The sequence below is a fragment of the Acinetobacter sp. S40 genome (assembly GCF_016624705.1).
In the GTDB taxonomy this organism is placed as follows: Bacteria; Pseudomonadota; Gammaproteobacteria; order Pseudomonadales; family Moraxellaceae; genus Acinetobacter.
The window spans coordinates 286,153-308,813 of record NZ_JACVTU010000001.1 but is presented as its reverse complement, the minus strand read 5'-3'; the positions used below and the strand labels follow the sequence as shown (position 1 = coordinate 308,813).

Sequence of the window (22,661 nt, the reverse complement as noted above, 5' to 3'; positions counted from 1 at the left end):
ATAAAAAATCCTCGCAAAAGCGGGGATTTTTTTAAAGAATTAAAAATTACGAGAAGAACAAAAATAAATTTAGGAAATAATAAATAGCTCGTATTGCATGTTTTTAAATCAAAGAACCAAAGCCAGCCGAACCTTTTATTTCATACCCAACCCTTCTCTAATTTGTTGTTGAAATTTTATAGCTTGTTCCATATTAATTTTAATTGTTCCCTCACGGAGAGCTGCAATATTGTTTCGATTGATATCCAAAGGCTCAAGCATATTAAATACTCCACTAGTCGGATCAGAAGACTGTAAACCTGAGGTAATGGATAAAATATATTGTTGTAAAAATGGAGAAAGTTGGCTCATATCTGGCGTGGTAACTGGCTGATAATCTATCTCGATATAAGGAGTTTCATTGACATTCGGATTTTGTATATCATTTTGAATTTTATCAACATGATGTCTAAGTGCCTGACGTACTGGTTTATCCTCCTGAAATGGCACAAACCCTACTTCTTCGCGTAGTTCAGATTCCGCCATCGCATGAATAGTCGGTAAAGATGCGACCTCATTTGCCTGAACAGCTGGCAAGCACATCGAAATTAATAGCGGAACAACAGTCAAGTATTTGATAAAATTCACGCCCTGCTCCCGAAATCATGCATCAAAAAACATGCTGGGTTAAATAAAAGCCTATAAATAGGCTACAACAAAGTCAGGCAGGATTCAGTAAGGCTCGGATAAACGGTCAAGATGATTTTATTGCGATGCATACGAATTAAACTAACTTTGAAGCTATGTCTCTAGATAGATTCAACATTGAAAAAATAATGGGGAGTTCAGGTTTCTTTTATTCATTATTCAATACAAAAAATATAATTTTCTATCTCTTTACTAAAATCACATGATGCCGAATAGAACTGAACTTATTTAAGAATGAAAATGTTCAGCACGCCATGGGATCCCATAGAATGCTGAAAAAAATTTAACGTTTCTTCTCATCTTCACCATAAATAGCAGATGCCGCATTTTCCGCGCTTAAATCCTGAAGTGTGTATTGCTCATGATGCAACATATTTAAGTAATACAAATATTGCCCTGCTTCATGCGCTTTACCATTCGCCAATAATAGCTGTGCATATTTATGTAGGTTATAAGGTGAAGCCCTATTTTTCACCATTTGACCAAGCTCAGTCAGCTCATCATCACTCAGTTGCGTCGTCGGATTCATTTGCAGCCAAAGTAAACGATCTTTAAACTGGGTAAGCAGATAAATATCTGTACTGCCCAACACGGTTTGTGTGGGCTGCTTTCCACGAAAAGCCAAACCATTATTGAGTTTATAAACTGTGTAGTCTCGCCAAATCAGCAGCATAAAAATACCACTGATCACAACAATACCCCTTATCACATATTTGGATAAAATTGATGCGTTGAGATCTGAGGATTGCGATTGTACAAAACCCAGTAAGAAGCCAAAAGGGAATAAAAAATAGGCATAGCGCAACGGAAACTCGAGTAAAGCATGAATTAAAATTGCTCCCACCATGAGCAAAGCAATAATCGACTCTGGACTTCTTGCCTTATGATTTAACCATAAAATCCAGCATGTCATATACCCAATGATCAATAAACCAAGGGGTAAACCATTCCAGACGATAATATCTAACAGAATATTATGACCGCTGGTGACCCATTCATGAGAGGGATGTAGATTAAAAATAGTGAGCTGTGCCAGACTGGTTTGCCCCCATCCATAACCACTTAGAGGATGTTGCTGAATCGCCAATAACATTTGCGTCCAGATATCAAAGCGCAAATAGCCTGAAGTTGCTCGTTCAGCAGCCGAACTGGCTTCCACCACTTTTTCTGCACCGAATGAAGCAATAAGAGTAGACAAACTTGGCAATAAAGCAATCATGCCAATAAAGCTTATCACCCACACCAGCATATAAGGCATACGCAAACGAACTGGATGCTTATACGTTTTATAGGTCCAATAGCTCATAAAAAATAAACACACCACCCACGTAGTACGTGACTGGCTGAGTGCAATCGCAAATAAAACCAATGCTGATGTTGAAATTAATAATAGTGTTTTTAGTTTTCGTTGCTCAAATAAATACAAACAGGCCATGAGTCCCATGACCAAAAAGGTCGACATATTATTTGGCTGGGCAAAATTGGCAAATGGTCGATTGCCTGCTCGGAGTTCCATCACTCCATAAACATGTTGATCCAGATTAAACCATTGCAACACTGCAATAACACTGGAAATAGCACTAGTTATAGTTAAAACATAGCAGATACGGGTAAACAGTTTTACTCGTTCTGTCTGGAGTGCAAGATTATAACCAGCGACAATGGCGAACCAAAAACCCAATAAATAGAAGCTAAATAACAAAGCGCTACTTAGATCCAGAACTAGCCCGCACATCCATTGAAGCAGTGGAATGATGACGATAGGCAAAACCATCCATTGAATTTTAGGAATCCTTAGATCTTGATCACAAAGTCCTGCCAACAAGCTAAGCACTGCTGCAAAGCTGAGTATCTCACTGGAAAATGTCAGCCACGGAAAAGCATGATAGGGAGATAGCCATGCAAGACTGATCAGGATCGACGCTAAAAATAAGAAAAAAGCGCGCATAGTCATGGAGTAGAAAATAGTGTGGTGGGATTATACATTGCCTTAAAAACTCAAACTCATATTTTGAGAAACCAATTTATAAATTAAAATTAGTCAAATATGGCAAAATCTGTCACTTTAAAACTATTTTTTAAACAAAATTTTACAAACCTGAAATAACCAATTGAATTATATGAAAATTATTTTAGGCATGATTTTTGTAACCGAAATTAAAAAGAGGAAATCAAAATGTCTAAAGGTTTTACTTTAATTGAGCTAATGATTGTAATCGCTATTATCAGTATCTTAATTTCTATTGCTATCCCCTTATATCAATCCTATATGATCTCGACACGATTAAAAGGGGCATTTCAAGAAATATCAAGTCAAAGGGTAGAATACGAATTAGAAGTCAATACTCAATACTCCGCCAGTTTACCTATTAGTTCCCCCATTCAAGAAACAATGTTATGTCTAATTTTGAAAAGTTACGATCAACAGAATGGAGAAATCAATAAGGCTATTTCTTGTAAATTAAAGAACAAAACTGGATTAGGTAATGATGCAGAAATTAGTTTGACTAGAACACAAGAGGGAAAGTATGTATGTCATACCGTTGGCATTCCAACAATGCATGTTCCTTCTTATTGTTTAGCTACTGAATAGGACTTTTTGACAGAAGTTTCCTTTACAAATAGACTTTCATAACTATAGTTTTGATTATACATAATTTTTAAAATAGTTAACTGCCTTATTGCTTCTTCTTTATGACCATTAAAGGCTAATAATTTTGCAAATTTATGCAAATCATAAGGCGTTAGATAAGTTTGCACCATTTTTCTTATTTGATTTAATTCTTGGTGACTTACTTTTGAATAAGGGTATAGAGCAATCCATTGTGCCCTTGCATTAAACATATCAAAAAAAGGAATGGGATACGGTAAAACTAACTCTGTTTTTAAATCATTCATCTCATGTGTATTTGCTGCAATCATATTATCAGAAATTTTATTATATTCAGTAAATATATAGCCAATCCCGAAAAAGCTAAAAACAATTAAAACCCAGTTAAATAATAAAGGAATTTTTAAAGACTTATGTGATGTTTCTGATAAAATCACTCCACATAATAATCCTACTGGTAAAAGAAAGTATGAATAATAAAGTGGATATTCCAAAAGTGAATGGATTACCACAGCTGAAATCATAAGTGTAGCAACAATGGTTTCACTAGATTTTGACCTGATGAGAAAAGTAAAATAAATATAAAAAAGATAACCAGTAATTATTAATCCCATAGGTAAACCACACCATACAATAATATCTAGTATAATATTATGTGCGCTCGAAGCCCATTCATGTCCATAAACCTGATCAATAACAGAGTATTGTGCAGCAGTAGTCTGATTCCAGCCGTAACCCCATATAGGTTTCTGTATAATAGCGTGAAGCATTTGATCCCAGATTTGTAATCGCAAATAGCCAGAAGATGCACGTTCAACTACAGTATTTGTTTGACTAATATTATAATAAAACCCTAAAAAATAATTAAGTGTGGGTAAAGAAAATATAATAAAAACATAGGTTAAAAACCAGATTAAAATTTTGTTTTTTGGAAGCCTGAATTGAATACTTTTTGATTTAACCCAATAAAATATTAAAATAAAAAGACTAACTAACCATGTTGTCCTTGATTGGGTAAGAGCGATAGTAAATATTAAAATAATACTTATAATTAATAAAAACAAAGTATTTTTCTTCTGTTCAAAAAGATATAGACAAGAAAGTAAACTTAAAGTAAGTAATGTCGCTAAGTGATTGGGTTGAGCCATATTTGCATAAGGTCGATTCCCCACAAGATTTAAAATATATTCTGAATCATGAACAAGACCTAACCATTGTATAATCGCGATGTATGCAGAAAGCATACCTGCAATCATAAAGGTTATAGATATTAACTGCATCACCTTTTTACTTGATTCTATATCTTTATCACAAATCGTATAAGTCATTGAACATGCGATGCAAAAACTAAAGATATAAATACTTGCAAGTATAGCTTTTTGAAAATAGTAAATTTGACCCGAAAAAAATTGAAATATAGGAATTAATGCTATCAAAAAAATTGGAATTAATAGTTTTGGCACTAATATTTTTTTGTTTAAAAATATAAAAAAAAGAACTAATAAAGAAATAAAAGCAAGAAACTCTGATAAAAATCCAGCCCAAGGACGGTAATGTGCAGGATTTAAAAATAAAACAATATATAATCCAGCCACTATAATAACTATAATTTTTTTATTTAAAGTCATTATTTAAAATACGGATAACTTTTATATAGTTACCCGTACCCTTCTATAAACTATAAGATTCTAAGAAGCAGAGTAAGTTCCAGTACAAGTTTTTGGCGCAAATTTAGTATCAACGTCAGTACCACAGACCCACGGTTTAATCTCGCTATTTGTGTCTGCTTCACGAGTCCACTGGATGTGCTTTCCTTCTATCGATTTAGTACCTTTCAATTCACACGTAATTATTGATTTAGCACTAGAACTAATCGAAACTGTATAATTACAACGACTTGAAGCTGTTAAACCAATACTTGAAGCTGTTGTAAGAGCCGCGGAAACACCTTCAGCTAATTGCGCCTCAGCATTAGTTTTTCCTGGAGTAATCTCCGCTAAACCTGCTGCTACTTGCGATTTAGCTGTATAGTTCTGATAAGCAGGAATCGCAATTGCTGCCAAAATACCAATGATCGCCACAACGATCATCAATTCAATTAAGGTAAAACCTTTTTGTGCGTTCATAACATTCTCCACGAATTGTGTATTTTTTATAAAGCTTTGTAAGCTAATTTATAGGAGCATAAAATATGCCAACTCTGATTATAATCATTTCAAAAGAAAAAACAGTAGTTTATAAAAAGTTTTTTTTGCTTCTGTTTTTTTAGGTATCCAAATAAGAAAAAAGTGACAAATAGTGTCACTTTAAAGCATTTCAGATATTTCTCATTAATTTAAAATAATTGGTGAATTATCCAGCTCATCCGTACTATCCGTGATCTGTTTATCATAAAATCGATCTAAAATTTCCCCGATTTCCAATACGCCATTGATGACCGCTTGTCGGTAATTTTTTGCTTTAAGTTCAGCCACGATATGCAGACAAATCGCCTGCCACTCAGTTTCATGGGTCAATGCACAAATACCCCGATCAATCACAATTTCGACCTGACGCTCGCACAAGTTTAGGTACAACAATATCCCACTATTATATTCAGTATCCCATACGCCTAGCTCGCCAAAAAGCTGTTCCGCACGGCGGCGGGTATTTTGATAATAAGCCTGCGAACACGGAATATGCCCTTCGATCACTACCTGTATTTCGCCAACATGACCATGTTCTGCCTGTTTGACTGCATTTGTAATTGCCAGTTGATCCTGTTTTGAAAATAAGTGTTTACTGGCTGAAAAATAAAAAGCATGTTTCAACCATCGTTTAAAACTTGGCTGTGCGTTTTCATCCAGTTTTGGCTGGGTAATAATTTGTGTCGTATCTGTTTTCGTTACCATGATCCTGATGCTCCCCCACCACCAAAGCTACCACCGCCGCCACTATAGCCGCCACCGCCTCCAAAGCCACCCCCGCCGAAACCTCCACCACCACGTCCACCGCCGCCAGAAGCAAAGATTTGCAAGATCAGTTGGGCCAGTGAGGTAATCAATAAGAAGAAGATCCCCACGCCTGCTAAAATGCTTGTGACCAACCCCACGCCACTGACCAGTCCTGCTGCTATTCCTGCCACGCCAGCCGTTGCTGCACTGACACGATTTCCTACGATAAACGAAGCAAATACACCAACCACAATGATAATCAGTGAATAGACTAGCATTTGTGATCGTGCCTGCTGCTCATGCAAGGCTTGCGCCTGACGTTCTTTTAAGTCATCTGCCGCATGTTGAGCAATTTCAGGATCAAGGTTAAGGACACGTTCAATTTCATTTAAACCCGATTGTATGCCTTGTGCGTATTGTCCTTGTTTAAAATAGGGTGTGATTTGATTTCGAATAATTCGACTGGCCACAATATCAGGGATCACTCCTTCTAGACCATAACCTGTCAAAATCTGAATGCGCCGATCATTAACTGCAATCGTCATCAATAAGCCATTATCACGTTTGGCTGACCCTAATTGCCATTTTTCTCCGACGCGCATGGCATAGTCAAAGATATCTTCCTGTCCTGTGGTTGGAACAATAACAATACCAATTTGTGCCTTGTCCTGCTGATAAAGCTTCAGAATTTGCTGTGAAATGGTCTGTTTCTGTTCTGCTGTGAGTAGATTCGCCTGATCAATCACTGGCTCATTCATACTTGGTAGTCCTCGAATCGATTCGCCTTCAGCCATATCATTGGCAATTTCGGGCTGTTGAACCGTGGTCGAGCTTTGCGAGGCAGATGCAGGAGACTTTTGTTCCTGCTGTTGCTGTTGAATGATCTTGCCTGCGATGATGGTGTCACCGTCATCCGAATCCTGCGCAGTAGCAACTTCGCTCCAGACCGTGGTCGAGAGCAGTAAACTGCAACAACATAGCATCATGAGAATCGCTTTTTTCCAGCTACTCTGCATTTCCAGCATGACAGTTTTGATCATCACAGCACCTATTTTTTAGAGGGTTTAGTTAAACGAAACCGTCGGTGCTTTTTCTGCGCCTGCATCGGCACTGAAGTTTGGTTTTTCATGCATGCCAATCACTTTTGCTGTCATCACTTGTGGGAACTGACGCACATAGGTATTGTAGTCCTGAACGGTAGTGATATAACGGTTACGTGCCACCGCAATACGGTTTTCTGTGCCTTCAAGCTGGGCTTGCAGATCACGGAATTGTTCATTGGCTTTCAGGTCAGGATAATTCTCAGATACAGCGATTAAACGTGACAATGAGCCCGTTAACTGACTTTGCGCTTCCTGATATTTTTTAAATAATTCAGGATTTTCTAATACGCTTTGATCCACCTTAAGACCCGCGACATTGGAACGTGCCTGAGTAACTTCGGTTAATACTTGTTCTTCATGTTTAGCATAGCCTTTAACCACATTCACTAGGTTAGGCACTAAATCAGCACGGCGTTGGTATTGGTTTTGCACTTCTGACCATGATGCAGTCACAGCCTCATCTTTGGCCTGCAAAGTGTTATAACCACAGCCAGAAAATACTAAAGTACTGGCGAGCAAGGTGGCAACTGCGGTTTTTTTTAAAAGATTCATGATGATATCCTCTTAGTATTTCTTGGAATTTTTTACATGATTGCATTTTAGCGAGGAATGAAAGCAGTGTTTGTTTCTTTTCTTTACACCATAAAAAAACGGACATTAAGTCCGTTTAAATGAATCATGAATCCGCAGTTAATCAGCTTAACTATATAGTCTCGGTACAAGTTCTTCCTGAAAGCTTTCCATTTGATATTCATCTGCCATCTTCTCTTTCCAGTATTGCACAATCTTGCTGTAGTCATGTTCTGCTGGATGGAAGTCAGATTTGTAATAGGATAAATATTCAGGCACTAATTGAATAAACATTTTCCCTAACAAATAAAATCCAAATAAATTGCCGCCAATTTTAGGCAAGCTACTCCGTTTGTCCTGCCAGAATAAACGTGTCGTTGAATAAAGCGTTAAACTAGCAAAACCCGTGGTGACACTGCGCATCAGCAACCGGCGAATACGATCATCACCATACACGGCCTGATAAACGTCAAAAGCTACAGAACGATGCTCAATTTCTTCAATTGCATGCCAGACCCAAAGTTTCATCGCATCTTCATCCAGTGTGCTCAATACTTCAGGATGACGCAAAATATAACCACCTAATAGTGCAGTAAAGTGTTCAAAGGCACAGGTTAAAGCCAGTTGTAGTTTAGGATGAATTCCTCGTAGGATGTCATCACGCTTTTTCAACCATGCCTGAAAACGATCTAGATTATAGTCGTCACGTCGCCATGCATCATTAAACTCACTATGTGCTTTGGAATGCATGGCTTCCTGCCCAATAAATGCAGCAATTTGGGCTTGTAACTGCGGATCTGTAACTTTATCCCGAACGTTACGCACACTGTTTACAAAGAATTGCTCACCGACAGGAAAAGTCGAAGACAAAGCGGTCAGTAAATGAGACATTACAGGTGAGTTAGCAAAATAATGCCGTTTAATTTTTTCAGGGTGAAATTGCAATCGACGTACCGTAATACCAAGCGCTTTAGGACGATTTAAATATGATTTTTCTTTCGTCACTTGAGATAAGCTCATGGGGATTCCTCAAGAATACAACTAAAAAATCAGTATTAGAGATTTCTATACATTTGTATATTGCATAAAAACTCAGCAATTTGCCAAAATGCTCATTTTGGCAAATTGCCCATTGTCAAAGCACTTCAAAATTAATCATTTTCATCCAAAAGCTTTCAGAATTTGACTGAATTAAATGGCATTAACTCCCACCGTCATCCCCCCACAGACGTATAAAATTTGCCCTGTAATAAATCCTGACTTTTCATTGAGAAAAAAATCACAGGCATAAGCAATATCTTCAGGCTGACCAAACCGCTTAACGGGTACACTATTTAAAATTTGTTGAGTTTGCGGTGCATCTTTTGGGTTTGCTTGTTTAAAAAGTTCTGTTTCGATTGGACCCGGACCAATCGCATTCACAGTAATGCCATAAACACCCAACTCTAGAGCTGCCACTCTAGTAAGTCCAATCAAGGCTGCTTTACTAGAAGCGTAGGCTGTACGAAAAGTTTTACCTAACGCCGCCCGTGATGAGATATTCACAATACGTCCAAACTGCTGCTGTTTCATCTGTGGAATAACGGCTTGCATGCATTGCAAAGCACAGCGAGTATTTAAAGCCAGAACTTGATCAAACTCATCCAGAGTTTGTTGTTCAATACTTGCAGGTTTAACCATCCCCACATTATTGACTAAGCCTGTAATCCCACCTTCGGCTAAAATATCAGCCAACGCCTTTTGGGTTTGCTCTACATTGGACAAATCTACTTCATAATCGGCATTTTTTTGATCCAGTACAATAACTTGATGACCATTGGCACGGCATTGAGCAGCAATGGCGGCTCCAATACCAGAGCCACCGCCTGTAATTAGAATACGTTGTTTATTATGCATGCTTATCCCTTATCGTGTGCCAATGAGTTTGTCTCAAGCGCAAAAGTGCGTTGCACTGCTTCATAGCGTGAAATCAGATAAACCGCACATACCATGCTGACCACGACATGAACCAATGCCAATACAATCACTGCAATAATAGAACCCGTTTGGTTTAACAAGAACTGAGCCACAATCGGTGTTGAACCCGCAAAGATCATTCCACACAACTGATAACTCATGGAAATACCTGTATAACGCACATTGGCTGGAAAGGCTTTTACTAAAATACCACCCAAAAACGAGTAATACATGGAATGTGGAATCGTCGCAATGGCCATACCAAAAGCGGCCCATGCATAGGATTTAGTCGCAATTAATAGAAAAGCCAGAGGTAATAAAATCACTTCAGGCAATAAAATAAAAATAATGGCTTTCTTTAGATTAATTTTGGAAGCAATAATGGCTCCAAAAGGCTGAAAAATCACTTGTGTAATGAGAGCAATGGTAATAATGCCGAGAAAATCCGAACGGGTAAAACCGATTTCATTTACGGCCCACGATAAAGCAAAAGTTGTTTTAAAATAGGTCGCCGATAAGCCAATGATACATGCCCCCATACCCAGCGCGACCATAACTTTATATTTGGCAAAAACCTCTTTGAGTGGCACTTTGACCAAAGTTTTACTGCTTTGCAATTGTTTCATAATTGGAGATTCTTCTACCCCCAAACGGATCCATAAACCTGTTACGACCAATAAAGCAGAAAATAAAAATGGAACACGCCAGCCCCAACTTAAAAACTGTTCATCTGGTAAAAATGAAAACATAAAAAAGACAAACGTGGCGAGTAAATTTCCAACCGGTGAGCCTTGCTGTGCAAAAGCTGAATATAGCAATTCCTTACCTTTGGGTGCATGTTCCGCAGACAGCACCACAGCACCACCCCATTCTCCGCCCATGGCAACACCCTGAATTAAGCGTAACAAGATCAATAAAATGGGCGCAGCAATTCCAATGCTGTTATAGGTAGGCAACAAACCAATCGCAGTGGTACAAACACCCATCAACATCAATGTGGTGATCAGGGTTTTCTTACGTCCAATCCGATCACCCAAATGTCCAAAGATCATCCCGCCTAAGGGGCGTGCTAAAAAACCAATCCAAAAGGTTGCAAATGCTGCCAAAGTTCCTGTTGCAGTGCTGGTTGAAGGAAAAAAGATTTTTCCAAAAACCAACGCCGCAGCGGTGCTATAAGCGTAAAAGTCATACCATTCAATAGTAGTCCCAACAAAAGAAGCCATTCCTGCTTTCTTTGCCGCCCGAGTTTTTTCTAATTCGCTGACATGTTCCATCATCTTTTTCTGTCTCCCGACAGCAAGTATTTACCCCAACGATCTAAAATCATTTTTCATTTGAATCGTTGTTACAGTTGTCCTTACTGCCTACATATATAGTTGTCCATTTTAATCATCTGAATTTCAGTACTGATTCATTCTAAACTTCGGTTACTCTTGACCTTTATGCAGGCGCACTTATAACTTGCTGAGAAATAATACCCTGTTCTATTAACAACTCGATTTGCTCATCACTAAACCCTTTTTGCTGCAAAACTTGAATCGTATGCTCAGCAAAAGCCGGGGGGGCCTGACGATAACTGGCGGGGGTTTGACTGAGTTTTATAGGCGAACCAATACCCTGATATTCATCACCAATCGCCACGACCATATTGCGATGTAAGGTATGAGGATGTTTCACAATTTCAGCAACGTTTAAAATAGGACCACATGGCACACCCGACTGAATCAAGTCATATGCCAAACGATCACCATCACACTCGGCCAGACGTTGTTCCAAAATCTGCTTAAATACTTTGCGGTTTTGACAGCGTGAGGCATTATCGATAAACCTTGGATCGTGCATTAATTCAGTGAGATCAAGTTGCTGACAAAGTTTGGCAAATTGCTGATTATTACCCACCGCAATATAAATCGGGCTAGTTTTGGTTTGGTAAGCATCGTAAGGCGTAATGTTAGGATGAGCATTGCCTGTTCGCTGTGGGACTGTGCCTGACCATACATAATTTGGAATATGCGGATGTAGCAACGACACGCCTGTATCAAATAACGCGGCCTCAACGAACTGCCCTCGTCCCGACACTTGTCGTGCCTGTAAAGCCAATAAAATACCAATGACCGCATTCAGACCAGTGACCATATCGACCACGGGCAAACCCACGCGCAATGGTTCACCTTCAGCATCACCATTGACACTCATGATGCCTGAAATAGCTTGTATAACTGAATCGTAGCCTGGTAAACCACCTAAAGGCCCATCTGCACCAAAGCCTGTAATGCGGCAATGAATCAATCGCGGAAATTGTTTAGAAAGTACCTCATCAAAGCCTAATCCCCATTTTTCCAACGTTCCAATTTTAAAGTTCTCAATCATTACATCTGCATCATCGAGCAATTTGAGTAAAATTTTTCGCCCTTCTGGCTGAGTTAAATCAATTGAAATTCCTTGTTTATTACGGTTAATTCCAGAAAAATAAGCAGCGCTGTCTTGACGAAATGGAGGTCCCCAAAAACGAGTTTCATCTTTTTGTGGCGGTTCAACTTTAATTACTTCCGCACCATGATCAGCCAGTACTTGTGCAGAAAATGGTCCGCCCAATACACGACTTAAATCGAGTATTTTTATGCCTCTTAAGGCGCCCGTATTGATATTCATCCTTGAATGCTCCTTAATTTAAAATCGACATCGCTTGTTCGAGTGTTAATTCACTGTGTTGAATGAGTAGACTTTCAACATTTTCATGCTGGTGGGTATGATCAGCCTGTAAAGGATCGATGGCACTGAGTTTGAATTTCACCACCAGATGCGCCCAAGCCAAACGCTGCCAATGTTTTTCAATCTGTACCGACTCCCATGCCATCATGATGGCGGTTGTGATGTGATACAGTGCAGAAGCTGCTTTACGGGTATCTGCCTCATTTTTCTCATTAATAATCGAGTTAATGAGGACTTCAACTTGCTCAAGTTTCTGAGTCAAAAGCTGACGGCTCATTTCAGGAATGTTTTGATCTTTGAGTAACTGTAAAAGATAGGGTTTTAGCGAAGCCAGTGCTTTAGCTCGCTGTGCAGCGCGAATTACATCAAGTGCCACAATATTACTGGTACCTTCCCATATTGAACCTAGATGTGCATCACGCAAAATACGAGGGTCTGACCATTCTTCGATATAACCACAACCACCACGCACTTCCATGGCATCACCCGTGACTTTGCGCGCATCACGGCAAGCTCTAAATTTAATTAAAGGTGTCAAAATACGTACACAGCTTGCCGCTTGTTCATCTCCCGCTTTAGAGGCATGCAATAAACGTGCGGTATGCAGCATCATTGTGCGTGCCTGTTCGCTTGGTAACATCATTTTTAACAGTTGCTTACGCTGCAAAGGTAAATCCTGTAAATATTGACCAAAAGCCTGACGGTTTTGACAAATATATAGAGCCTCACCGACTGCACGTCGCATTAGGCCTGCGGCACGAACACCATTAGACAACCGTGATAAATTAATCATATCGGCCATTTGCTGAAAACCACGCCCTATCTCTCCCAACAAATAGGCTTTGGCACCTTGTAGTGAAATTTCACCACTGGCCATCGAGCGCGTTCCCAACTTATCTTTTAGTCGCAAAATCTGATAATGATTATGGCAACCATTGTCTAGAAATTTTGGCATAAGAAATAGCCCCAGTCCTTTCATGCCTTGTGGAGCCCCTTCAACATGTGCCAATACCATTGCAAGCCCAGCATCAGGATTAGAACAAAACCATTTGTCTCCCGTTAAAAACCATTCACCTTCTTTTTGCGTCGCGAGCGTGGTAATTCCTGATACATCAGAACCTGCGCCCTGTTCTGTCATAAACATGGCACCCTGAGTTAAATGATCAAAATCTGAGGTCAGCAAATTAGGTAGATATTTTTCTATAATTTCTGGGGCTGCATATTTACACATGGTATGGGTTAAGGAGTCAGTCATGCTGACTGGACAACATAGACCGAATTCTGCCTGTACAAAAAGATAAGTTAACGCATATTTCGCCATTGGCGGCATTACTTCTGGCCAACCCAATATGCCTTTCTTATGCGACATACTGGCGAGACCTAAATCGATATAGGCTTTTTTCTCTAGCGCGATGTAATCAGGATGTTTTCTGACTTTTTGTTCATTAAAGCCACGACGATTACGGTATTGCAAGGTGGGCGGATTTTTATCTGCACTTAAAGCCAAACTATCTAGATTACCACCAACATCAGCGCCAAGCTGTTCCAAATGAGGCAATAAATGCTGATAAAGCTTATTCGGCAAATAAATTTGTAGCAGTTTTCTAAAGACTGGATCTTGATTAAAAAAATTCTGTCCATGACGATCTGGAATATTATTATCGGCTTCCAATTGATGAATGACATTCAAGCTGACCATACTCACTCCGTGTTTTAGGACTATTTTCCTTGATTTAAATCAGCTTAGAGAGTGAGCAATACGGTGTAAAATATATTATTTGCATGGTTTGATTTAAAAAAAATATCGAAGATATGTTTTAATTGTGAGGATTAAGCGTTCTATTAAATTCCGCATCAGGATAGATGGTCGATAGAAAATCAGGATAATCCAATGAATCTTAAACAATTACGCTATTTTGTCACTGTCGCAGAAGAACTACATTTTGGTCGTGCAGCGCAACGTTTACATATTTCACAACCGCCGCTCAGTATCAGCATTCAACAATTGGAATCTAATTTAGGCTTTGCGCTATTTGTGCGAAATAATAAGAATGTGGCTCTTACAGATGCAGGTGCTTTGTTTTATCGCGAAGCATTAATGTTACTCAAACATGCCGACGAAATGCAGCACATTGGCGAGCGTGTCGCGCAAGGAATGATTGGACATTTACGAATTGGGTTTACCAGCTCCACTTTATTTCGTGGTCTTCACCACTATATTTCCCAATTTCAACAACAATACCCCCAAGTCGATGTTAGCCTCAAAGAACTTAACTCTTATGAGCAATTTCAGGCCATAAAACAGGAACAAATTAATTTGGGTTTTGTGCATACACTTAATCCTGCTGAACAAATTGCACATCGTTTATTTCTGGCTGAAGAGTTTGTCTGTTGTATACCCAAATCACATCCTTTAGCAACCCAAGACAGTATTGATCTCAAGCTTTTACAACATGAGCCATTCATTTTATTTCCACGCGCGGTTTCTCCTTATTATCATGATCAAATTACCGCAATTTGTGTCAATGCAGGTTTTAGTCCGAATCTCATGCATGAAGTACGTAATTGGTTAACCATAGTAGAGTTTGTAGAACTAGGCTTAGGAATTGCTCTGGTACCTAAATCCATGCAATCCTTAAAAAAAGATCATGCACGATTTATTGAGATTGAGAACAATCAAATTTTGTCAGAAACCCATTGTATCTGGAACCGACACAACACCTCTATTTTGCTCGATAATTTTCTAAAACTTCTGTCTTTTGCTCCTCAATAAAAAGCCCGCATTATTGCGGGCTTAAACTAGCTTTTTGAATATCTAGATTTTAAATATCAAGATAATCCAGAATGCCTTCTGCGGCCTCACGACCTTCCCAGATTGCAGTCACTACAAGGTCAGAACCACGCACCATATCACCACCCGCAAAAATTTTCGGGTTAGATGTCTGGAATTTATATTGTTGCTGTTCTGGAGCAACGACACGACCAGAACCGTCTAAGCCAATATTCACTCCTGCAAACCAGTCTGCTGGACTTGGACGGAAACCAAATGCCAGTAGAACAGCATCAGCTGCCAATACTTCTTCAGAACCTGGAATCGGTTCAGGACTACGACGACCACGACTATCAGGTTCACCCAATTGGGTAGTAACGACTTTAACCCCAGTCACTTTACCATTTTCACCAACAACTTCGATCGGCTGGCGATTAAACAGGAAGTTAACTCCTTCTTCACGCGCATTTTTCACTTCACGACGTGAACCCGGCATGTTGGCTTCATCACGACGATAGGCACATGTCACTTGTTCAGCGCCCTGACGAATCGAGGTACGGTTACAGTCCATCGCGGTATCACCGCCCCCGAGTACGATAACTTTTTTGCCTTCAACACTGATGTATTCGCTGGCATCTTTTTCCCAGCCCTGACACCGGTTTACATTGGCAATCAGGAAATCGAGTGCATCGTAAACACCTTCCAGATCTTCGCCCGGGAAACCGCCCTTCATATAGGTATACGTTCCCATTCCCATGAAAACTGCATCATATTCTTGAAGCAATTGCTCAATGGTAATATCTGTACCAATTTCAGTATTTAAACGGAATTCCATGCCCATGCCAGTGAATATTTCACGGCGACGTTTCATGACATCTTTTTCCATTTTAAATTCAGGAATACCAAAAGTTAACAAACCACCAATTTCAGGACGTTTGTCAAAAATAACAGGTTTAACCCCATTACGTGCCAGAATATCTGCACAACCTAAACCAGCCGGCCCAGCTCCAATAATCGCCACTTTTTTGTCTGTCCATTTTACATGCGACATATCTGGACGCCAGCCCAGTGCAAAAGCGGTATCATTGATATATTTTTCAGCATTACCAATGGTGACTGCACCAAAACCGTCATTAAGCGTACACGCCCCTTCACACAAACGGTCTTGTGGACAAACACGACCACAGACCTCTGGCAAAGTATTGGTTTGGTGGCAAAGCTCTGCTGCTTGAAAAATCTGACCCTCAGCAATCAGTTTCAACCAGTTTGGAATGTAGTTATGCACGGGGCATTTCCACTCACAATACGGGTTACCACATGCCAGACAACGATGTGTCTGATTGGCGGCGACATCTGCGGTAAAAGGCTTATAAATTTCCACAAATTCTGCTTTGCGGACAGTAATATCTTTTTTCTCTGGGTCTTGGCGTGCTACATCCAGAAACTGAAAGTCATTATTGAGGCGTTCTGCCATGTCTCTCTCCGTGGGTAGGTGCAGAGTTCGCTGTTACCTGCACCTGCCTATGTATATGCAGTAGTGGAATTATTGAGGATCAGCTTGAGTGGCTTTCAAAAGCGTGAGCAAATTAGCAGCTTTTGGTTTTACAAGCCAGAACTTCCGACTGTAAAAATCAAACTCATTGCGGATCTTATAGGCCCAAGCACTACCTGTTTCTTTAATGTGTTCATCTAGAATACGAAGCAAGAATTGTTGATGTTCTTCCATCGACTCTGTAGAAATACGAGTCAGGTCAATCAATTCATGATTGTAATAATCGACAAAGTCATTATCCAGATCGAGTACATAAGCAAAACCACCTGTCATACCAGCACCGAAGTTATGACCCACCTTACCAAGCACAGTCACAATACCACCCGTCATGTATTCACAACAGTGATCGCCTGCACCTTCAATCACAGCAAAGGCACCTGAGTTACGTACTGCAAATCGTTCGCCCGCCGTACCCGCAGCAAATAATTTACCGCCAGTTGCACCATACATACAGGTGTTACCAATAATCGCAGTATGTTGAGTCTGGAATGGCGAACCTTTTGGTGGGAAGATTGAGACTCGTCCACCTGCCATACCTTTACCCACATAGTCGTTAGCATCACCTTCAAGTTTAATATGCAAGCCGCCTGCATTCCACACACCCAATGATTGGCCTGCGGTTCCTTTCAGGTTCATGATGACTGGATGAGATTCCATGTCCAGATTGCCATAACGGCGTGCAATTTCACCTGAAATACGTGCACCAATTGAACGATCACAGTTACCGACTGCAAAATTGAATTCGCCACCTGTACCGGCTTCAATGGCTGGAAGCATTTCTTCTACCATACGCTCAGCCAACAAGCCTTTATCGAATGGCTCATTACCTTGAACTTCGCAGTACTGCGCTTTACCTTCTGCTGCAGGATGTGACTGTAACAATGGTGTCAAATCAAGATGAGCATGCTTATCGGTTTCACCCGGTAACACTTCAAGTAAATCCACCCGGCCAATCAAATCTTTAAGGGAGGCAACACCTAATGCAGCGAGCCACTCACGAGTTTCTTCCGCAATAAAATGGAAGAAATTGATGAGCATTTCAGGTTCACCAATGTAATGATCCTGACGCAGTTTGTCTTGTTGAGTTGCAACACCCGTAGCACAGTTATTCAAATGGCAGATCCGCAAGTATTTACAGCCCAGTGCAATCATTGGCGTTGAACCAAAACCAAAACTTTCTGCACCCAAAATCGCTGCTTTTACGACATCCAGACCAGTTTTCAAACCACCATCGGTTTGTACACGGACTTTACCACGTAGGTCATTCACGCGAAGAGCTTGATGTGCTTCAGACAGACCCAATTCCCATGGTGAACCCGCATGGTGGATAGATGAAAGTGGAGAAGCCGCTGTACCACCGTCATAACCAGAAATGGTAATGAAGTCAGCGTAAGCTTTAGCAACACCTGCTGCAATTGTTCCTACACCTGGTTCAGATACTAATTTCACTGAAACCATGGCTTGAGGATTGACTTGTTTCAAGTCAAAAATCAACTGTGATAGATCCTCAATCGAGTAAATATCATGATGCGGTGGTGGAGAAATAAGCGTCACACCCGGAACTGAATAACGTAAACGTGCAATTAGTCCATTTACTTTACCGCCCGGTAATTGACCACCTTCACCCGGTTTAGCACCCTGCGCGACTTTAATCTGCAATACTTCCGCAGAAGTCAAATATGCTGGCGTTACACCAAAACGGCCCGATGCGATCTGCTTAATTTTCGAGTTACGAATTGTACCGTAACGCGCTGGATCTTCACCGCCCTCACCTGAGTTCGAACGACCACCAATGGTGTTCATAGCAATCGCAATCGCTTCATGAGCTTCTGGTGATAATGCGCCTAATGACATACCCGCAGAGTCAAAACGAGGTAAAATCGCCTCAACTGATTCAACTTGTTCAACTGGAATTGAATCAGTCGTTTTTAACTTGAATAAATCACGAATCGTGGCGATTGGGCGACTATTTACCAATTCAGCATATTCTTTAAAGTCAGCATAGTTGCCTGAACGTACTGCTTTATGTAAAGCATTGATTACATCCGGGTTAAAAGCATGATATTCCTTGCCAAATACGAACTTCAGCATACCCCCCTGATCAATCGGCTTACGTGCTTTCCATGCCAAATCAGCCAATTTTTTCTGATCATTTTCAAGGTCAACAAAAGTTGCACCCTGAATACGGCTTGGTACACCCGTAAAGCATTTTGAAACCACTTCAGAAGATAAGCCCACCGCCTCAAACAACTGCCCACCACGATAAGAAGCAACTGTTGAAATCCCCATTTTAGAGAGAACTTTCAACAAGCCTTTATCAATACCTTTACGGAAGTTCGCTTGGGCGTGTACTGGATCTCCCAATAACTCACCTTTTGCAATCAAATCATTGATCACATCATAGGCAAGGTAAGGATAAACCGCCGTTGCACCAAAACCGAGCAATACTGCAAATTGATGGGCATCACGTGCCACACCAGTTTCAACAATAATGTTGGCATCTGTACGCAAACCCGTCTGAATCAAATGATGATGTACTGCACCAGTTGCCAACGCAGCATTGGCTGGTAAATGTCCCTGACTTAAATTTTTATCAGAAAGAATCAATAAAGTTTGACCATCACGGATTGCTTGTGCAGATTCTTCACAAATACGATTGATCGCAGCTTGTAAGCCTTCTTCTTCACGATAATTCAGATCAATTTCTGCAATTTCATAACCAGTACGGTTTAAATTGCGCAATTGATGCATTTTAGAATTGGAAAGCACTGGACTTGAAATAATCAGACGATCTGCATGCTCAGGTCCTTGCTCAAAAACATTTTGTTCACGGCCCAAACAAGTTTCAAGTGACATGACAATCGACTCACGTAATGGGTCGATCGGTGGATTGGTCACCTGTGCAAATTGCTGACGGAAATAATCAGAAACATGGCGGACCTGACGTGATAACACCGCCATAGGTGTATCATCACCCATTGAGCCAACTGCTTCCTGACCACTTTCAGCGATTGGACGTAACATCTGATCACGTTCTTCAAACGTTACCATGAACATTTTTTGGGCGGTTTTTAAGGCATCCCCAACCAGACCTTGCTCCGATAATTTTTCTTCAAGCTCAGGATCTGCCTGTAAGCGTAAGGCATGCTCACGCAACCATTCACGGTATGGACGCATTTTTTTCAGATGAGTGCTGACATCATTGGTATCTAGTAATTTACCAGTAAATGTATCGACCACCAGAATTTGACCAGGACCTACACGACCTTTAGAAATTACATCTTCAGGTTCGTAATCCCATACCCCAATTTCAGAAGCAAGTGTGATGTAATCATTTTTAGTAATGACCCAACGCGCAGGACGCAAACCGTTACGATCCAGCATACAGATTGCATGACGGCCATCCTGAATAACTAAACCAGCAGGCCCATCCCAAGCTTCCATGTGTTTTGAGTTAAACTCATAAAATGCACGTAAGTCAGCATCTAAAGTTTCAACGTTTTGCCAAGCGGGTGGAACCAACATACGTAGCGCACGGAATAAATCCATGCCACCACCGACCAAAATTTCCAACATGTTATCCAAACTTGAAGAATCCGACCCAGTACGGTTCACGATTGGATTCAATTCAGTTAAACCCGGTAGTAATGGATTTTCAAATTTAGGCGTACGCGCTAAAGCCCAGTTACGATTAGCAGTAATCGTATTAATTTCACCATTATGCGCCAAATAACGGAATGGTTGCGCTAAAGGCCAGCGTGGTAATGTGTTGGTTGAGAAACGTTGATGAAAAACCACAATATGTGAAGTTAAACGTTCATCCGCAAGGTCAGTATAGAAATCGGCAATTGCCGCAGGCATCATTAAGCCCTTATAACTGATCACATTTGACGATAAAGTCGTTACATAGAATGAGCTATCATTATATAATTTTTGCTCTGCACGACGACGAGCCAAGAAGAGCTTACGGTTAAATTCAACTTCAGTAACGCCCATTGGGCAATTGACAATAATCTGTTCAAACACAGGCAATGATTGAAGCGCAATTTCACCCAATACATCGTTATTGGTTGGGACAACACGCCAAGCCAGAACTTTTAAGCCTTCTGCTTCAATTTCTTTATTTAAAGTATTTTTGGCATTAAGTGCCAATGCTGGATCTACATTTAAAAAAACGGTACCCACAGCAAAAATTTCACTTAAGGTAATATCACTCAGCTTTTTCGCTTCATCACGAAAAAAAGCTTTAGGCATAGCCAGTAATAAACCACAACCATCTCCCGTTTTGCCATCTGCGGCAATACCACCACGATGGGTCATACAGCTTAAACTGTGAATTGCGGTCTGAACAAGATGATGACTGGACTGACCCTTCATATGGGCAATCAGACCAAAACCGCAGTTATCTTTAAACTCATCTGGTTGATATAAACCTTGAGCGGGAGCTACAGTATGAGGCGATGGCAAGTGCATAGCGTACCCTTCTTTCAACATGGCTCTTTCGAGCATAAAACGATCAATTTACTTTGCGACGTTGTCTATTACTCACGTAAAGCTAAATGTTCCACAATCCATTTCTGCGTTACTCACTGACTATACGCCGTTTGGCATTTCAAGGCAGTAATTTTCTGGGCAAAAACGTGTTGAGTTATTTCGCACTGTTTTAACGCAGTGAAAAATGACGATTTCGCACGCTAATTGAATTTTTTAGCGCCAAAATAGGGACAAAGTAATCAATTAGCGCATGTATAATGCAAAAAAAGTGCCAACAATAATTTTATTTAACTAAGTGATTTAATTTTAAAAAATAAATATTATTATATTTTTGTAATGCTTTAAAAACGATCTTTTTATTGAACCATATTTGTGCATAATAATCTTTTATCAATAAAAAAGCACCATTAAGGTGCATAAATTAATTAAAGGGATCACTGATCTCTCGTTCGACATTTCGCACAGGTTTATTTTCAGCATTAGGCGCATTTGTTGCAGCTGATGAAGGAGGTACGACCGTATTCGACTGTCGTTGCACATCCACCACGTTGCCTTGATCATCTCGTCGGGTGACTGTAGTTGAGGTCGTCGCCATAGAGGTATCTAAATTTGGCACAGGAACTGGCGCTGGTGCAACGGGAATAGGGGCATTTCTTAAATTGACACTATATAGCTGTCCCGCACTTCCTTTGATTTCCTCAGTGCCTAAATCATTCACTAAGGGCATATAATTTGCCAAAGAAACCACTTGAGGGTGAACCGATGCTGGTAATTTTAAGTTTAATTGTGAAAGTTGAGTCTGCGCTTCGGCTTGACGATTAAATATTCCATAAGCTAAAACATATTGCTCTTCCTGATTTTCACCACTTAGACGGAAATAAATAAAATTCTTACGATCAGTCTGACTTTTTAGATAATTTTTAATGATATTTTCATCAGAAGAACGAAACAACTCAATCGTCATATTTCTCTGATTTTCTTGCATGAATTTAGTGCCACGAAACTCAGCTTCATGATTTCCAGCGGTAATCACACGCATGGTTAGATCCAAAGGTCGCACCTCATCAGACAAAGTACCCAAATTAGTGGTTGCAGTCACTTTCTGAGGCTGAATTTGTGTCTGTGTCTCTGCAATATCTTGCTTTTCGACCTGCACCACTTTATCTGAACTGGTAATTGCCCAAAAGATCAATGCCAGCAATAAACAGATAGCACCAAGTACCAGCCAACTATAATGCTGAATATTCTGCCAAAGCGTACGTGATACCGTCAT

The 22,661-nt window shown here is 40.2% G+C and carries 17 protein-coding genes; 2 read left to right on the top strand and 15 right to left on the bottom strand.

Translation table 11 applies throughout. The features are described 5' to 3' along the window. Positions 1-135: 135 nt before the first annotated feature. Together IAE19_RS01390 and IAE19_RS01385 are read right to left on the bottom strand one after the other, a co-directional pair. The gene (locus tag IAE19_RS01390) at positions 136-627 is read right to left on the bottom strand and encodes a hypothetical protein (protein ID WP_200459149.1); all 492 of its coding nucleotides are present in this window, start codon (positions 625-627) and stop codon (positions 136-138) included. A gap of 343 nt (positions 628-970) precedes the next feature. Further along, positions 971-2,635, bottom strand: coding sequence for a PglL family O-oligosaccharyltransferase (locus tag IAE19_RS01385; protein ID WP_200459148.1), 1,665 nt, complete (start codon positions 2,633-2,635; stop codon positions 971-973). A gap of 228 nt (positions 2,636-2,863) precedes the next feature. On the opposite strand from IAE19_RS01385, the gene IAE19_RS16775 reads away from it, so the two are divergent. Continuing rightward, positions 2,864-3,280 carry a pilin gene (locus IAE19_RS16775; protein ID WP_320159407.1) on the top strand — a complete coding sequence of 139 codons (417 nt, stop codon included), beginning with the start codon at positions 2,864-2,866 and terminating at the stop codon, positions 3,278-3,280. On the opposite strand, the gene IAE19_RS01375 is transcribed toward IAE19_RS16775, so the two are convergent. The 10 genes from IAE19_RS01375 to IAE19_RS01330 form a co-directional block, all read right to left on the bottom strand. After that, positions 3,259-4,926 carry a PglL family O-oligosaccharyltransferase gene (locus tag IAE19_RS01375; RefSeq protein ID WP_200459147.1) on the bottom strand — a complete coding sequence of 556 codons (1,668 nt, stop codon included), beginning with the start codon at positions 4,924-4,926 and terminating at the stop codon, positions 3,259-3,261. The two genes, IAE19_RS16775 and IAE19_RS01375, sit on opposite strands and share 22 nt — an antisense overlap. Positions 4,927-4,986: 60 nt before the next feature. Next, entirely contained in the window at positions 4,987-5,424 is a 438-nt protein-coding gene (locus tag IAE19_RS01370) for a pilin (RefSeq protein WP_200459146.1), read from the bottom strand. Positions 5,425-5,628: 204 nt separating this feature from the next. Next, entirely contained in the window at positions 5,629-6,189 is a 561-nt protein-coding gene (locus IAE19_RS01365) for a TPM domain-containing protein (RefSeq protein ID WP_200459145.1), read from the bottom strand. Beyond that, a complete protein-coding gene (locus tag IAE19_RS01360; protein ID WP_200459144.1) occupies positions 6,183-7,271 on the bottom strand; it encodes a TPM domain-containing protein in 1,089 nt (362 codons plus the stop codon). Before IAE19_RS01360 ends, IAE19_RS01365 begins: the two co-directional genes overlap by 7 nt. 24 nt (positions 7,272-7,295) lie before the next feature. After that, positions 7,296-7,886 (bottom strand): LemA family protein, encoded by a 591-nt coding sequence (locus IAE19_RS01355; protein WP_200459143.1) that lies wholly within the window; start codon positions 7,884-7,886, stop codon positions 7,296-7,298. A 147-nt stretch (positions 7,887-8,033) separates the two neighbouring features. Continuing rightward, a complete protein-coding gene (locus IAE19_RS01350) occupies positions 8,034-8,924 on the bottom strand; it encodes a metal-dependent hydrolase (RefSeq protein WP_200459142.1) in 891 nt (296 codons plus the stop codon). A gap of 171 nt (positions 8,925-9,095) precedes the next feature. After that, the gene (locus tag IAE19_RS01345) at positions 9,096-9,800 is read right to left on the bottom strand and encodes an SDR family oxidoreductase (RefSeq protein ID WP_200459141.1); all 705 of its coding nucleotides are present in this window, start codon (positions 9,798-9,800) and stop codon (positions 9,096-9,098) included. A gap of 2 nt (positions 9,801-9,802) precedes the next feature. Then, the gene (locus tag IAE19_RS01340; protein ID WP_200459140.1) at positions 9,803-11,137 is read right to left on the bottom strand and encodes an MFS transporter; all 1,335 of its coding nucleotides are present in this window, start codon (positions 11,135-11,137) and stop codon (positions 9,803-9,805) included. Between the two features lie 163 nt (positions 11,138-11,300). Continuing rightward, complete coding sequence (locus IAE19_RS01335) at positions 11,301-12,512, bottom strand: CaiB/BaiF CoA transferase family protein (protein ID WP_200459139.1); 1,212 nt, start codon at positions 12,510-12,512, stop codon at positions 11,301-11,303. Positions 12,513-12,525: 13 nt separating this feature from the next. After that, positions 12,526-14,271 carry an acyl-CoA dehydrogenase family protein gene (locus IAE19_RS01330; RefSeq protein ID WP_200459138.1) on the bottom strand — a complete coding sequence of 582 codons (1,746 nt, stop codon included), beginning with the start codon at positions 14,269-14,271 and terminating at the stop codon, positions 12,526-12,528. 192 nt (positions 14,272-14,463) lie between these two features. On the opposite strand from IAE19_RS01330, the gene IAE19_RS01325 reads away from it, so the two are divergent. After that, a complete protein-coding gene (locus IAE19_RS01325; protein WP_200459137.1) occupies positions 14,464-15,345 on the top strand; it encodes a LysR family transcriptional regulator in 882 nt (293 codons plus the stop codon). A 49-nt stretch (positions 15,346-15,394) separates the two neighbouring features. Here IAE19_RS01325 and IAE19_RS01320 read toward each other — a convergent pair whose 3' ends face one another. From IAE19_RS01320 to IAE19_RS01310, 3 genes are all read right to left on the bottom strand, one after another. Beyond that, positions 15,395-16,816 carry an FAD-dependent oxidoreductase gene (locus IAE19_RS01320; RefSeq protein WP_200459136.1) on the bottom strand — a complete coding sequence of 474 codons (1,422 nt, stop codon included), beginning with the start codon at positions 16,814-16,816 and terminating at the stop codon, positions 15,395-15,397. A 69-nt stretch (positions 16,817-16,885) separates the two neighbouring features. Then, on the bottom strand, positions 16,886-21,367 hold the full coding sequence (gene gltB / locus IAE19_RS01315) for a glutamate synthase large subunit (protein ID WP_200459367.1): 4,482 nt from the start codon (positions 21,365-21,367) through the stop codon (positions 16,886-16,888). Positions 21,368-21,809: 442 nt separating this feature from the next. After that, a complete protein-coding gene (locus tag IAE19_RS01310; RefSeq protein ID WP_200459135.1) occupies positions 21,810-22,661 on the bottom strand; it encodes a hypothetical protein in 852 nt (283 codons plus the stop codon).